The 13,046-nt window shown below is 67.2% G+C and carries 15 protein-coding genes and 1 riboswitch; of the genes, 10 read left to right on the top strand and 5 right to left on the bottom strand.

Going from position 1 to position 13,046, the window contains the following annotated elements; genetic code table 11:
• Nucleotides 1-4 precede the first annotated feature (4 nt).
• Nucleotides 5-1,432, bottom strand: a complete 1,428-nt coding sequence (ahcY, locus tag AzCIB_RS02275; RefSeq protein ID WP_050414407.1) for an adenosylhomocysteinase — start codon at nucleotides 1,430-1,432, stop codon at nucleotides 5-7.
• Nucleotides 1,433-1,506: 74 nt separating this feature from the next.
• Nucleotides 1,507-1,570, bottom strand: a riboswitch (S-adenosyl-L-homocysteine riboswitch).
• 56 nt (nucleotides 1,571-1,626) lie between these two features.
• Nucleotides 1,627-2,142, bottom strand: a complete 516-nt coding sequence (locus tag AzCIB_RS02280; protein ID WP_050414408.1) for a DUF2242 domain-containing protein — start codon at nucleotides 2,140-2,142, stop codon at nucleotides 1,627-1,629.
• Between the two features lie 374 nt (nucleotides 2,143-2,516).
• On the opposite strand from AzCIB_RS02280, the gene AzCIB_RS02285 reads away from it, so the two are divergent.
• The 3 genes from AzCIB_RS02285 to AzCIB_RS02295 all read left to right on the top strand — a co-directional run bounded on the left by AzCIB_RS02285 (nucleotide 2,517) and on the right by AzCIB_RS02295 (nucleotide 3,718).
• A complete protein-coding gene (locus AzCIB_RS02285; protein ID WP_050414409.1) occupies nucleotides 2,517-2,723 on the top strand; it encodes a cold-shock protein in 207 nt (68 codons plus the stop codon).
• Nucleotides 2,724-2,863: 140 nt separating this feature from the next.
• Nucleotides 2,864-3,124, top strand: a complete 261-nt coding sequence (gene infA, locus AzCIB_RS02290; protein WP_050414410.1) for a translation initiation factor IF-1 — start codon at nucleotides 2,864-2,866, stop codon at nucleotides 3,122-3,124.
• Nucleotides 3,125-3,223: 99 nt separating this feature from the next.
• The gene (locus AzCIB_RS02295) at nucleotides 3,224-3,718 is read left to right on the top strand and encodes a cytochrome P460 family protein (RefSeq protein WP_050414411.1); all 495 of its coding nucleotides are present in this window, start codon (nucleotides 3,224-3,226) and stop codon (nucleotides 3,716-3,718) included.
• Nucleotides 3,719-3,801: 83 nt separating this feature from the next.
• On the opposite strand, the gene metK is transcribed toward AzCIB_RS02295, so the two are convergent.
• A complete protein-coding gene (gene metK, locus AzCIB_RS02300) occupies nucleotides 3,802-4,968 on the bottom strand; it encodes a methionine adenosyltransferase (RefSeq protein ID WP_050414412.1) in 1,167 nt (388 codons plus the stop codon).
• A gap of 231 nt (nucleotides 4,969-5,199) precedes the next feature.
• On the opposite strand from metK, the gene AzCIB_RS02305 reads away from it, so the two are divergent.
• The 7 genes from AzCIB_RS02305 to AzCIB_RS02335 all read left to right on the top strand — a co-directional run bounded on the left by AzCIB_RS02305 (nucleotide 5,200) and on the right by AzCIB_RS02335 (nucleotide 11,525).
• The gene (locus tag AzCIB_RS02305; protein ID WP_050418166.1) at nucleotides 5,200-6,060 is read left to right on the top strand and encodes a lysophospholipid acyltransferase family protein; all 861 of its coding nucleotides are present in this window, start codon (nucleotides 5,200-5,202) and stop codon (nucleotides 6,058-6,060) included.
• Complete coding sequence (locus tag AzCIB_RS02310; RefSeq protein WP_050418167.1) at nucleotides 6,060-6,944, top strand: lysophospholipid acyltransferase family protein; 885 nt, start codon at nucleotides 6,060-6,062, stop codon at nucleotides 6,942-6,944. The genes AzCIB_RS02305 and AzCIB_RS02310 overlap by 1 nt, the downstream gene beginning before the upstream one ends.
• 94 nt (nucleotides 6,945-7,038) lie before the next feature.
• Complete coding sequence (dapF, locus tag AzCIB_RS02315) at nucleotides 7,039-7,872, top strand: diaminopimelate epimerase (RefSeq protein ID WP_050414413.1); 834 nt, start codon at nucleotides 7,039-7,041, stop codon at nucleotides 7,870-7,872.
• 91 nt (nucleotides 7,873-7,963) lie between these two features.
• A complete protein-coding gene (locus tag AzCIB_RS02320; RefSeq protein ID WP_050414414.1) occupies nucleotides 7,964-8,614 on the top strand; it encodes a DUF484 family protein in 651 nt (216 codons plus the stop codon).
• Between the two features lie 2 nt (nucleotides 8,615-8,616).
• Nucleotides 8,617-9,540, top strand: coding sequence for a tyrosine-type recombinase/integrase (locus AzCIB_RS02325; RefSeq protein WP_050414415.1), 924 nt, complete (start codon nucleotides 8,617-8,619; stop codon nucleotides 9,538-9,540).
• Between the two features lie 194 nt (nucleotides 9,541-9,734).
• Nucleotides 9,735-10,241, top strand: coding sequence for an IclR family transcriptional regulator (locus AzCIB_RS02330; protein WP_198149604.1), 507 nt, complete (start codon nucleotides 9,735-9,737; stop codon nucleotides 10,239-10,241).
• 93 nt (nucleotides 10,242-10,334) lie between these two features.
• Nucleotides 10,335-11,525: a class I SAM-dependent rRNA methyltransferase gene (locus AzCIB_RS02335; RefSeq protein ID WP_050414416.1), complete on the top strand. Its 1,191-nt coding sequence runs from the start codon at nucleotides 10,335-10,337 to the stop codon at nucleotides 11,523-11,525.
• Nucleotides 11,526-11,632: 107 nt separating this feature from the next.
• Here the strand turns inward: AzCIB_RS02335 and AzCIB_RS02340 are convergent, their stop codons facing one another.
• Nucleotides 11,633-11,986: a hypothetical protein gene (locus AzCIB_RS02340; protein WP_050414417.1), complete on the bottom strand. Its 354-nt coding sequence runs from the start codon at nucleotides 11,984-11,986 to the stop codon at nucleotides 11,633-11,635.
• A 9-nt stretch (nucleotides 11,987-11,995) separates the two neighbouring features.
• Nucleotides 11,996-13,042 (bottom strand): Holliday junction branch migration DNA helicase RuvB, encoded by a 1,047-nt coding sequence (gene ruvB / locus AzCIB_RS02345; protein ID WP_050414418.1) that lies wholly within the window; start codon nucleotides 13,040-13,042, stop codon nucleotides 11,996-11,998.
• Between the last annotated feature and the right edge of the window lie 4 nt (nucleotides 13,043-13,046).

The following is a 13,046-nucleotide window of genomic DNA, read 5'->3' on the forward strand; positions in this document are numbered from 1 at the left end:
CCGATCAGTAGCGGTAGTGGGTGGCCTTGTACGGGCCCTGCTTGGACACGCCGATGTAGGCGGCCTGCGCGTCGGTGAGCTCGGTGAGCTGCGCGTTGAGCTTCTTCAGCTGCAGGCGCGCGACCTTCTCGTCGAGGTGCTTGGGCAGCGTGTAGACACCGACCGGGTAATCCGCTGTGCGCGTGTACAGCTCGATCTGCGCGATCGTCTGGTTCGCGAACGAGCTCGACATCACGTAGGAGGGGTGGCCGGTGGCACACCCGAGGTTCACGAGGCGGCCCTTGGCGAGCAGGATGATGCGCTTGCCGTCCGGGAAGATCACATGGTCGACCTGCGGCTTGATCTCTTCCCACTGGTACTTCTCGATCGAGGCGACGTCGATCTCGTTGTCGAAGTGGCCGATGTTGCACACAATGGCCTGGTCCTTCATCTTCGCCATGTGGTCGTGCGTGATCACGTGGTAGTTGCCGGTGGCGGTCACGAAGATGTCGGCGTGTTCGACGGCGTAGTCCATCGTCACGACGCGGTAGCCTTCCATCGCGGCCTGCAGCGCGCAGATCGGGTCGATCTCGGTGACCCACACCTGCGCGGAGAGCGCACGCAGCGCCTGCGCCGAGCCCTTGCCGACGTCGCCGTAGCCGGCGACCACCGCGACCTTGCCCGCGATCATGACGTCGGTCGCGCGCTTGATGCCGTCGACGAGCGACTCGCGGCAGCCGTACAGGTTGTCGAACTTGGACTTGGTCACCGAATCGTTGACGTTGATCGCCGGGAATTTCAGTTCGCCGCGCTCGTGCATCTGGTACAGGCGATGCACGCCGGTCGTGGTCTCCTCGGTGACGCCCTTCACCTGCGCGAGCCGGGTCGAGTACCAGGTCGGATTCTGCGCGAGCTTGGCCCTGATCGCGGCGAAGAGGATGGTCTCCTCTTCCGAACCGGGCTTCGCCAGCACCGAGAGATCCTTCTCGGCGCGCGCCCCGAGGTGCAGCAGCAGCGTCGCGTCGCCGCCGTCGTCGAGGATCATGTTCGAATAGACTTTTTCACCCTGGTCGCCGTCATTCCATTCGAAGATGCGGTGGGTGTAGTCCCAGTAGTCGGCGAGCGATTCGCCCTTCACGGCGAACACGGGGATGCCTTCGGCCGCGATCGCCGCGGCTGCGTGATCCTGCGTCGAGAAGATGTTGCACGAGGCCCAGCGCACCTCGGCGCCGAGCGCCGTCAGCGTCTCGATCAGCACCGCGGTCTGGATCGTCATGTGCAGCGAGCCGGTGATGCGCGCGCCCTTCAGCGGCTGCGCGGCGGCGAATTCCTCGCGGATCGCCATCAGGCCGGGCATCTCGGTCTCCGCGATGCGGATTTCCTTGCGGCCCCAGTCGGCGAGCTTGAGGTCGGCGACGACGTAATCGGTGAAGGTATCAGCCACAGTGTTCATGTGAACTCCTGAACGTGTGGCCGGGAAGGGGTGTTGCGGGTGGGCTCACCTCGTCACCCCGTGCCCGGCACGGGTTAAGGTGAGCGCAGTTCCGGAAGCCGAGCCTGGGACGAAAGTCTCGCAGCGCTCCTCGGCAAGCCGGGATTATAGCGTAGGTGTCGCCGGATGCCGCAAGGCGCCGGCGGCAACGCGGATCAGCTGCCCTGCAGCGAGTCGATCAGGCCGAAGAGGCGCTTGTAGAAGTCCGGGTCGGAAATCGTTTCCTCGCCGACCTTGACCAGCGCCTCCTTGTCGGCGGTCCACGGCAGGGAGATCGAGCCGATGCCCGCGACGCCGACGCCGGCGCTGGTCGCGGCAGACTTCAGCTCGTAGCGCGTCTGCAGCGCGTTCGCGTAGATCGCGGTGCCGACGTTGCTCGGCAGGCACACCAGAGTGATATTGAGCGTCATCCCGTAGTCGGTTTTCGGCAGGAAGAACTTCTCGCCGCGGATGCGCGTCGCGTTCGATGCATCGACCTGGTAGCCCTGGCTCAATAGCGCGCGCTTGCCGACCTCGCAGGCCGCATCGGGGTCGCGCGTGCTCCACGTGACGAAGGGCGATTCGGCGGCGAAGGTCTCGCTGCGATAGGCGGGAGCCGGCGCCGACGCGCAGCCGGCGAGCATCAGCCCGGACAGCAACAGCACATGGGCGCGACGCGCGAGATGCAACATGGGGGTAAATCCGGAGTGGAGGTGCAAGACCGGATATTAGAACATCCGTTGGCGTTGCGGTTCAGGGCTCCGGTCTTGCCGAGGCTTTGCGCTCGGCCGTCGGTCGCGAGTGACCGCACGCGTCGTATCGATCCTCGTCCGCACGCAGGCGACGTTTTCCGTGGTGCCGCGCAGATGTAAAGAATTTTTTGAAATTTTTTAGTTGCAATGTGGGCTAAAGCAGTCCACAGTGCGCAGCAGCGATTTTCAAGTAGCACAGTTGTTGTTTGGTCCGGTATCTGCTGTATTGCGGCATTCCTCACCTCTTCACCCTGCCGTCTTGACATTCGCCCTCGCCTTAGGGCAATTCAATTTATTTTCAGGAAGTTCAAGACATGGCAAATGGTACCGTGAAGTGGTTCAACGACTCGAAGGGCTTCGGCTTCATCACCCCGGAAAATGGCGGCGACGACCTCTTCGCCCATTTCTCCGCGATTCAGGGTAACGGCTTCAAGACCCTGGCCGAAGGTCAGCGCGTCACTTTCGACATCACGACCGGCCCGAAGGGTCAGCAGGCGTCGAACATCCGCGCGGCTGACTAAGTCCGCGCCGGCGCGGCAGCAGTGCCGCGCCTCCGGTCCCTGGCGGGACCGGTAACCGGAATCCGTTCCGGAACGCATCCCCGAAAGGCCTGGCACAAGCCCGGCCTTTTCTTTTTTCGCCTTTCCCAGGAGAAAACGTCATCGCCAAGGAAGAACTGATCGAAATGGGTGGAGTGGTGGTCGAAGTGCTGCCTGATGCCCGATTCCGTGTGACACTGGACAATGGTCACAATCTCGTTGCGTACTCTGCCGGCAAGATGCGCAAGCACCACATCCGCATCCTCTGCGGAGACAAGGTTTCGCTGGAACTGTCGCCCTACGACCTGAGCAAGGGGCGCATCACCTTCCGCCACATCGAAGGCCGTGGTCCGGTGAGCCCGCAGCAGCGGCGCCGCCGCTGAGTTTCTTTCGCAATTCAGGGAACAATTCGACTAGGTCGGCTGTTTGATCAGGACGTGACTCGCGCTGGCGGGCACGACCACCGACACGGAGGATGTTCCATGAACAGACGATTTTCCACGCTGGCGGGTGTCCTGCTGTGCGCCGCGGCCTCTGCTTCCGCGGCTGATCCCGCCCCAAACGGCATTGCCCTGCCGGAAGGCTACCGCCAGTGGCAGGTGCTGTCGGTGCACCAGCGCTCCGACAACAACACGCTGCGCGCGGTACTCGGCAACGAGGCGGCCGCGAAAGCGGCGCGTGAGGGGCGAACCAACCCGTGGCCCGATGGCGCGATTCTCGGCAAGCTGGTGTGGAAGGCGGTGAAGCACGACCGCTGGGATACGGCGCTCGCGCCCGGCGATTTCGTCCATGCCGAATTCATGGTCAAGGACAGCGCGAAATACGCCGCGACCGGCGGCTGGGGTTTTGCGCGCTGGCTCGGCAAGGCACAAAAGCCCTACGGCGCGGACGCGAACTTCGTGCAGGAGTGCTTTGGCTGCCATCAGCCGGTGAAGGACAGGGACTTCGTGTTCACCAAGCCGGCGGAGCTGCCGTAAACGCGGCACGCACTGTGGCTTGACGCCCCCGGCGATGGGGCCGGGAGGCAGGGCGGAATCGTGTGACCCCGCCCCGTGCCTGCTTACAGCCCGGCGTCGGCGCGCAGCGCGGCGGCCTTGTCGGTGTTCTCCCACGTGAATTCCGGCTCGTCGCGGCCGAAGTGGCCATAGGCCGCGGTCTTGCTGTAGATCGGGCGCAGCAGGTTCAGCTCCTGGATGATCGCCTTCGGGCGCAGGTCGAAGTGACGCTGCACCAGTTCGACGATCTTCTCGTCGGCGACCTTGCCCGTGCCGAAGGTCTCGATCATCATCGACACCGGCTTCGCGACACCGATCGCGTAGGCGACTTGTACCTCGCAGCGGTCGGCGAGGCCGGCCGCGACGATGTTCTTCGCGACCCAGCGGCCGGCATAGGCAGCCGAGCGGTCGACCTTCGACGGATCCTTGCCCGAGAACGCGCCGCCGCCGTGGTGGGCCGCGCCGCCGTATGTATCGACGATGATCTTGCGCCCGGTGAGACCGCAGTCGCCGTGCGGGCCGCCGATGACGAAGCGGCCGGTCGGGTTGATCAGGTAGCGCACCTCGCCCCGCATCAGTTCCTTCGGCAGCACCGGCTTGATGATCTCCTCGATGACGGCCTCGGCGATCTGTGCGTGCGAGACCTCCGGGCTGTGCTGCGTCGACACCACGACGGTGTCGATCGCGACCGGCTTGCCGTCGACGTACTTCACCGTCAGCTGGCTCTTTGCGTCCGGGCGCAGCCAGGGCAGGCGTCCGTCCTTGCGCAGCTCGGCCTGGCGCTGCATGACGCGGTGCGCGTAGTAGATCGGCAGCGGCATCAGGCTGGGCGTCTCGTTGCAGGCGTAGCCGAACATCAGGCCCTGGTCGCCGGCGCCCTGGTCGAGATCGAGGCCTTCGCCTTCATTCACGCCCTGCGCGATGTCCGCGGACTGGCGGTTGATCGCGGCGAGCACCGCGCAGCTCTTGTAGTCGAAGCCGATGTCCGAGTTGTCGTAGCCGATGCGGCGGATGACTTCCTGCGCGATTTCGCGGTAGTTCGGGTGCGCGCTGGTGGTGATCTCGCCCGAGATCACGACGAGGCCGGTGGACACCAGCGTCTCGCAGGCGACGCGCGCCTTCGGGTCTTCGGCGAGGATCGCGTCGAGGACGCCGTCGGAGACCTGGTCGGCGACCTTGTCCGGATGGCCTTCCGAGACCGATTCCGAGGTGAAGAGGAATTCCCTGCTCATGCACTGCTCCTGAAAACAAAAATCCCCAGAGATTTCCGGCGTCGTGGCCGGCTCCGGGGATTTCGTCGAGCAGGCGACGCTTTAGCAGTATTTGTTTGCCTCGACCGCTCAGGTACGTTCGGGCGCCGCCCTGCAAGTTGTCGTATTAACTCGGCGGCTAGGGGATAATTATAGTCTTTGGACCCGGCCGGTCAATCGCGGACTTCCTGCCCGCGATCCGGCCCTTTGCCCGTGATCGTCAATCTACTCTTCCGGATTCTTGCGCGACTGCCGCTCGCATGGCTGCACCGCCTCGGCGGCTGGGCCGGCTGGCTCGCGTGGCGCTTCTCGCCGTCCTACGCGCGCAGGCTCGAGGCCAATCTCTCGAACGCGGTCGGGCGCACCGATCCGGCGCTGCTGAAGGCGGCCATTGCCGAGGCCGGCCGTCAGGCGCTCGAATTGCCCTTCGTGTGGCTGCGTCCGCAGGACGAGGTGCTGGCGCGCGTCGTGCGCATCGAAGGTCGCGAGCTGATCGAGCGCGCACGCGCCGAGGGGGCTAGCGTTCTGTTCCTGACGCCGCATCTGGGCTGCTTCGAGATGTGCGCGCAGTACTGTTCCACGCACGGCCCGATCACGGTGCTGTTCCGCCCGCCGCGCAAGGCGGCGCTCGGTCCGCTGATGGAAGCGGGGCGCGCGCGCGGCGAGATCCGCGTCGCGCCGGCCGACGTGTCGGGCGTGCGGCGTCTCGTGAAGGCGCTGCGCAGCGGCGAGATGGTCGGCATGTTGCCCGACCAGGCGCCGGGGCAAGGCGAGGGCGTGTGGGCGCCCTTCTTCGGCAAGCCGGCGTGGACGATGACGCTCGCGGCGCGTCTGTCCGAGGTCAAGGGCGTGAAGGCGCTGATGATCTGGACCGAGCGCCTGCCGCGCGGCGAGGGCTACGTCGTGCGCGTTTCCGAGCCGGTCGAGCCGATCGCCGGCACGCTGGAGGAGCGCTGCGTCGCGATCAACCGCGAGATCGAGCGCCTGATCCTCGCCGGTCCGGCGCAGTACCTGTGGGGCTACAACCGCTACAAGCGTCCGTCGGGCGTGCCGGCGCCGGAGGGCGAACGATGATGGCGCGCATCGCGAGCTGGATCGCGGTCGCGCTCTTCTGGCTGCTGCACTGGTTGCCGCTGGGCGTGCAGGCGCGCATCGGCGCGGCGGTCGGCGAGCTGCTGTACCGCTTCGCGGGCCGGCGCCGCCATATCGTGAACGTGAACCTGCGCCTGTGCTTTCCGGCGATGGACGAGGCAGAGCGCGCGCGCATCGCGCGGGCGCACTTTCGCGCGCTGGGTCGCAGCATGCTCGAGCGCGGGCTGTTGTGGTGGGCGAGCGAGGCGCGCCTGAAGGGCCTGATCCGGCTCGAAGGGCGCGAGCACGTCGACGCCCTGATCGCCGCGGGGCGCCCGGTGCTGTTGCTGGCGCCGCACTTCCTCGGCCTCGATATGGGCGGCGCGCGCTTCGCGATGGAGTTCGACAGCGTGAGCGTCTACGCGCGCCAGAACAACCCGGTGTTCGATCGCTGGCTGTTCCACGGGCGCAGCCGCTTCGGCGACCAGCTGCTGCTGTCGCGCCAGGACGGCGTGCGCGGCACCGTGAAGGCGATGAAGGCGGGGCGGCCGTTCTATTACCTGCCGGACATGGACTACGGGCGCGAGGATTCGATCTTCGTACCCTTCTTCGGTGTGCCCGCGGCGACGATCACCGGCCTGTCGCGCCTGTCGCGCCTTGCGCGCGCGGCCGTCGTGCCCTGTGTGACCGAGATGCTGCCCGGCGGCGAGGGTTACGTGACGCGGCTGGGCGAGCCCTGGGCGGACTTCCCGACCGCGGACGTCGAGGCCGACACGCTGCGCATGAACCAGTGGATCGAGTCGGTCGTGCGCACGATGCCCGAGCAGTATTATTGGGTGCATCGGCGCTTCAAGACGCGTCCGCCAGGCGAAAAGCGCCCGTACTGAGCGGCGCGGCCGCGCTGGACTCCCCCCGGACGCTGCGCGAAAATCCCATAGTTCGGCTCGCGCCGATTCGAACCTTCTGAGCGGAACACTTTCCATGCATCTGCGCTTCGCCAAAATGCACGGCCTCGGTAACGATTTCGTCGTCATCGATGCCGTGCGCCAGCACGTCGAACTCACGCCCGAGCGCGTCCGCTTCCTCGCCGACCGCCATTTCGGCGTCGGCTGCGACCAGCTGCTGGTCGTCGAGCCGGCCGGGCAGGCGGACGTGGATTTCCGCTATCGCATCTTCAACGCCGACGGCGGCGAGGTCGAGCAGTGCGGCAATGGCGCGCGCTGCTTCGTGCGTTTCGTGCATGAGCAGGGGCTCACCGCGAAGCGCGAGATCCGCGTCGAGACGAAATCCGGCGTGATCGCGCCGCGCCTCGCGGACAGCGGCCTCGTCACCGTCGACATGGGCGTGCCGGTATTCGAGCCGGCGCGCGTGCCGTTCGTGTCGGATTCGGACGCCGTCGTGCAGTCGCTCGATGTCGCCGGCACGCCGGTCGCGATCACCGCCGTGTCGATGGGCAACCCGCACGCGGTGCAGGTCGTTGCCGACATCGATGCCGCGCCGGTGGCTGAGCAGGGCCCGTCGATCGAGAACCACGTGCGCTTCCCCGCCCGTGTCAACGCCGGCTTCATGCAGGTGGTGGATGAGCACCGCATCCGCCTGCGCGTATACGAGCGCGGCGCCGGCGAAACGCTCGCCTGCGGCACGGGCGCGTGCGCGGCGGTGGTTGCGGGCATCCGGCGCGAGCTGCTGGTGTCGCCGGTGCGCGTGGAGACGCGCGGCGGCGAACTGGAGATCGAATGGGCGGGCGTCGGTGCGCCGGTGCTGATGACCGGTCCGGCCGTGACGGTATTTGCAGGCGAGATCGAACTCGCATGATCGAGCCGGGCGGTGCCGTGCAATCCACGCGCCCGCCCGGTTGCCAATGAACACGCGCGGACGCGAACCGTCCGCAGGGAGTGGTCTTTCCATGAATGCAGCCGACGTCGCACGATATCTCAAGGAACATCCGGACTTCCTCGCCGAGCACGGCGACCTTTTCACCCTGCTGACGGTGCCGCATCCGCACGGCGGACAGGCGATCTCGCTCGCCGAGCGCCAGCTGCACGCGTTGCGCGACAAGATCCGGCTCCTCGAAGGCAAGCTCGCCGAGCTGATCCGCTTCGGCGAGGAGAACGACGAGATCGGCGAGAAAGTGCATCGCCTCACGCTCGCGCTGCTCGAGGCCGAGGACTACGAAACCCTGCGTCACGCGCTGTTCGAGAACCTGCGCGACGACTTCGCGGTGCCCAACATCGTGCTGCGCATCTGGAACTCGGTGCTGACCCGCGAGGGCGATGACTTCGCTCCGGTCAGCGAGGCGGTACGCTTCTTCGCCGGCGACATGCGCCATCCCCTCTGCGGCGCGCCGGCCAATCTCGAAGTGCTCGAATGGTTTGGCGACGCCTCGGCGCACGTGCGGTCGGTCGCGTTGATCCCGCTGCGCCGCGACGCGCAGACTTTCGGCCTGCTCGCCCTCGGCAGCCAGGAGAGCGAGCGCTTCTACCCCGAGATGGGCACGCTCTACGTCTCGCGCATCGGCGACATCGTCGCTTCGGCGCTGCGCCGGCAGTTGGGCTGAGGATGACCGGCCGCGACGATCCGGCCGTTGTCGCGGAGCCGTCGCCCGAGTGGCTGGCGGCCTATCTCGGCTATCTCGCGACCCAGCGGCGTGCCGCCGCGCTGACGCTGGAGAACTATCGTCGCGATCTCGAACGCCTGCATCGGCTTGCCGACGGACGTGCTCCGCAGGCCCTGTCTTCCCACGACATCCGCCGCTTTGTCGCGCGCATGCACGGCGAAGGGCTGGGCGGGCGTTCGATCGCGCGCGCGCTGTCGGCCTGGCGCGGGCTGTTCCGCTGGTTCATACGTCAGCGCGGGGAGATCGGCGTGAATCCCGCCGATGGGGTGCGCCCGCCCAGATCGCCGCAGCCGCTGCCGAAGGCCCTTTCGCCCGACCAGGCGCAGGCGCTGCTCGACGCCGAGACCGGGGACGGACTGGAGGTGCGCGATCATGCGATGTTCGAGCTGCTGTATTCGTCCGGGCTGCGGCTCGCGGAACTGGCGGCGCTCGACGTCGGACCCGCACTCGATCTCGCCGAACGCATGGTCACCGTGCGGGGAAAGCGTAACAAGATGCGTTCCGTGCCGGTCGGCACGCAGGCCGTCGCCGCCCTCGCGGCGTGGCTCGCGCAGCGCGACGATCTGGCCCGGAACGGCGAGCCTGCGCTCTTCGTCACGCGCAGCGGCACGCGCATGAGTTCGGGAGCGATACGCTCGCGCCTGGCGCGCTGGGCGCAGATGCGCGGACTCGGCGTGCATGTGCATCCGCACATGCTGCGCCACAGTTTTGCGAGCCATGTACTGCAGTCGAGCGGCGATCTCCGGGCGGTGCAGGAATTGCTCGGCCATGCGAGCATCCGCAGCACGCAGGTCTATACCCATCTTGACTTTCAGCATCTCGCAAAAGTCTATGATGCCGCGCATCCGCGCGCGCGTCGCCGTTGACTCGCCTCTCGTCGGAAATATTTGGTTAAAAATTCCGGGTTGTGAAATCCTGCCCAAACCGGGTAGCGAAAATCCCGGTCGCGGGGCGGGTCTGCGCTATGCTCAAAGCAAGAAGACCCCCAATAAAACCACGTCGTTCCCCCCGACAAGTCTGCCTTACGCCCCCAGTTGCGGGCGTTGGGAGAAAGGCAGCCATGGACCGTCCTACAAAGAATCCTGAGGCCAACAGCCCCAATGCCGGAGAGCGCGGCTATGCGGTGGCAGAGGGCTCCTGTCCCTCACCCCTGCGTACCGCAGCGATCCTGCTGGCCCGTTACCAGATACGCAGCCTGAGGCGCCTGTTCGAAGAATTCGAGCGCGACATCCTCTTGCCGCTGCTGCTCGGCGAAATCGCCTTGCATAACATCGGCGCACTTGAAAACAGCGGCGAGGCGAATGTGAGCATCGATGGCGACAGGTTTGCCGCCGTCATGCGCCCGTGCAACGCCTATTCGATCGCCGCGGCAACCGGCCTGCCGCGCGAGACGGTGCGGCGCAAGATCGTGCGCCTCGTCGAGCTCGGCTGGATCACGCGTCGCGGCAACGGACACCTGTTCCTGACCGCGCGTGCGATCGAACATTTCGGCAAGCTTCTGGGCTCGCGCGACCTACCGGAATTGCTCGACACCGCCGACCGCATCCGCAAGCGCATGCAGGACTGAAGCCCGGTCCCGGTGGCGCCGTCGATGGTTCGCTAGCGACGCGCGGCGCGTGGCTATACACTCACGCGCCTGAATCCTTCCGCGGTCTGCGCCATGTCCAAGCTCGTACTCAATCCCGGCAAGGAGCGTTCGCTCCTGCGCCGCCACCCGTGGGTGTTCGCCGGTTCCGTGGCCCGCCTGGAGGGCCGCGCGCGGCCCGGCGATACCGTGGAGGTCGTCGCGGACGACGGCCGCCCGCTCGGCCGTGCCGCGTGGTCGCCCGAGTCGCAGATCCGCGCGCGCATGTGGACCTTCGCGCCGGACGTCTCGATCGACCACGTCTTCTTCAAGCGTCGCGTCGCCGAGTCCGTCGCCCGCCGCGCGACCCATCCGCTGCTCGCGAACGAGAGCGGTGTGCGCCTGATCCACGGCGAGTCCGACGGCCTGCCGGGCGTGATCGCGGATCGCTTCGGCGACGTGGTCGTCGTGCAGCTCACCAGCGCCGGCGCCGAGAAATGGCGCGACGCGATCGTCGCCGGGCTGGTGCAGGCGACCGGCTGCAAGGCGGTGTATGAGCGTTCCGACTCCGACGTGCGCAAGCTCGAAGGGCTGGGGCCGAAGACCGGCTGCGTGTACGGCGAGTTGCCTCAGGAGGCGCTGACCATCGTCGAGAACGGCGTGCGCATGGAGGTCGACGTCGTCGCCGGGCACAAGACCGGTTTCTACCTCGACCAGCGCGACAACCGCCGCCTCACCGGACTGCTCGCGGCGGGACGCAGCGTGCTGAACTGCTTCTGCTATACCGGCGGCTTCTCGCTGCAGGCGCTCGCGGGCGGCGCGACGTCGGTGCTGTCGATCGATTCGTCGGGGCCGGCGCTGGAGGTCGCGCGCCGCAACATCGCTTTCAACCCGCAGCTGGACGGGGGCCGCGCGGAGTGGATGGAGGCCGACGTGTTCGCCGCGCTGCGCGCGCTGAAGGCCGAGGGGCGGACTTTCGATCTCATCGTGCTCGATCCGCCCAAGTTCGCGCCCTCGGCCGCGCATGCCGATCGTGCGGCGCGCGCGTACAAGGACATCAACCTCTTCGGCTTCCGCCTGCTCAACCCGGGCGGCATCCTGATGACTTACTCGTGCTCGGGGGGTATCGGGCTGGAGCTCTTCCAGAAGATTGTCGCCGGCGCGGCGAGCGACGCCGGTGCCGATGCGCGCATCCTGCACCGGCTGTCCGCTGCGGCTGACCACCCGATCGGGCTTGCGGTGCCGGAAGGGGAGTATCTGAAGGGGCTGGCGGTTCAGGTCGGCTGACCGGCGGCTCGCGTAGGGCGGAAAAGCGCAGCGCCTTCCGCCGTATGGCGGCCGTGCATGTCCGACGCGCGGTTCATGCGGCGGATAACGCCTTCGGCTCATCCGCCCTACGTCGGATCGGCGCTGCTGCCCGGCGTGCGCCAGTCCGGGTTCGGCCCGCGTTCGCCGAGGCTGAATGCTGCGCTGAGGAGGCCCAGCGCAATCAGGATCAGCAGGAAGTAGCGGACCTGCCACCCGCGCGTCGCCGCGCCGCGAACACCGCGGGCCGCGCGCGCGATGACCATCGCCCCGAGTCCGGCGATGGTCAGCAGGCCCGCGCCCAGCAGTTGCGCCGATAACCCGCCAAGGAACACGCCCTGTGAGGGGTCGAGGCGGTCGGGCCAGAAGAAGGCCGGCCCCCGCAGCAGCCAGGCGCCGCCGAGCAGGCACAGCGTCATCGTGAAGGCAATGAAGGTGCGCACCGCCCGCCTTCAGGCGCCGAACAGCTCGCCGTCGCGCGACGGGCGAGCGAGCCCGAAGTGTGCCCAGATGGCCGCGGTGGCGATGCGCCCGCGCGGCGTGCGCTGCAGGTAGCCCTGCTGGATCAGGTAGGGTTCGAGCACGTCTTCGATGGTGTCGGACGACTCCCCGATCGCGGCGGCGAGGTTGTCGAGGCCGACCGGGCCGCCGGCGAACTTCTCCAGCATCGCGCCGAGCAGCTTGCGGTCCATCAGGTCCAGACCGAGGTGGTCAACGTCGAGCATGCGCAGTGCCGCATCCGCGACTTTCGCCGTGATGTCGCCGTCCGCCTTCACTTGTGCGTAGTCGCGCACGCGGCGCAGCAGGCGGTTGGCGATGCGCGGGGTGCCGCGCGAGCGGCGTGCGATCTCGAAGGCGCCGCTGTCGTCGATCGTCACGTCGAGCAGGTGCGCAGAGCGGCTGACGATGAAGGCGAGCTCCTCCGGCGTGTAGAACTCCAGTCGCGACACGATGCCGAAGCGGTCGCGCAGCGGGTTCGTCAGCATGCCCGCGCGCGTCGTCGCGCCGACCAGCGTGAAGGGCGGCAGGTCGAGCTTCACCGAGCGCGCGGCCGGGCCTTCGCCGATCATGATGTCGATCTGGAAGTCTTCCAGCGCGGGGTACAGGATCTCCTCGACGACCGGCGACAGGCGGTGGATCTCGTCGATGAAGAGCACGTCGTGCGGTTCGAGGTTCGTGAGCAGCGCGGCGAGGTCGCCAGCGCGCTCCAGCACCGGGCCGGAGGTTGAACGCAGATTCACGCCCATCTCGGCCGCAACGATATGCGCGAGCGTGGTCTTGCCCAGCCCCGGCGGGCCGAACAGCAGCACGTGGTCGAGCGCGTCGCCGCGCTGGCGCGCCGCGGCGATGAAGATCTCGAGCTGTTCGCGGATCTTCGCCTGGCCGACGTATTCGGCCAGCCGCTTCGGGCGCAGCGCGCGCTCGACGACATCTTCCTGGCGGTCGGTGGTCTGCGCGGAGATGATGCGCGGGGCGTGCAGCTTGTCGGTTTCGATCATGGCG

Source organism: Azoarcus sp. CIB (assembly GCF_001190925.1).
Lineage (GTDB): Bacteria > Pseudomonadota > Gammaproteobacteria > Burkholderiales > Rhodocyclaceae > Aromatoleum.

Coding starts and splice junctions, on each gene's coding strand:
- ahcY (WP_050414407.1), bottom strand. CDS start 1,432: ATGAACACTGTGGCTGATACCTTCACCGATTACGTCGTCGCCGACCTC.
- AzCIB_RS02280 (WP_050414408.1), bottom strand. CDS start 2,142: ATGTTGCATCTCGCGCGTCGCGCCCATGTGCTGTTGCTGTCCGGGCTG.
- AzCIB_RS02285 (WP_050414409.1), top strand. CDS start 2,517: ATGGCAAATGGTACCGTGAAGTGGTTCAACGACTCGAAGGGCTTCGGC.
- AzCIB_RS02295 (WP_050414411.1), top strand. CDS start 3,224: ATGAACAGACGATTTTCCACGCTGGCGGGTGTCCTGCTGTGCGCCGCG.
- metK (WP_050414412.1), bottom strand. CDS start 4,968: ATGAGCAGGGAATTCCTCTTCACCTCGGAATCGGTCTCGGAAGGCCAT.
- AzCIB_RS02310 (WP_050418167.1), top strand. CDS start 6,060: ATGGCGCGCATCGCGAGCTGGATCGCGGTCGCGCTCTTCTGGCTGCTG.
- dapF (WP_050414413.1), top strand. CDS start 7,039: ATGCATCTGCGCTTCGCCAAAATGCACGGCCTCGGTAACGATTTCGTC.
- AzCIB_RS02320 (WP_050414414.1), top strand. CDS start 7,964: ATGAATGCAGCCGACGTCGCACGATATCTCAAGGAACATCCGGACTTC.
- AzCIB_RS02325 (WP_050414415.1), top strand. CDS start 8,617: ATGACCGGCCGCGACGATCCGGCCGTTGTCGCGGAGCCGTCGCCCGAG.
- AzCIB_RS02330 (WP_198149604.1), top strand. CDS start 9,735: ATGGACCGTCCTACAAAGAATCCTGAGGCCAACAGCCCCAATGCCGGA.
- AzCIB_RS02335 (WP_050414416.1), top strand. CDS start 10,335: ATGTCCAAGCTCGTACTCAATCCCGGCAAGGAGCGTTCGCTCCTGCGC.
- ruvB (WP_050414418.1), bottom strand. CDS start 13,042: ATGATCGAAACCGACAAGCTGCACGCCCCGCGCATCATCTCCGCGCAG.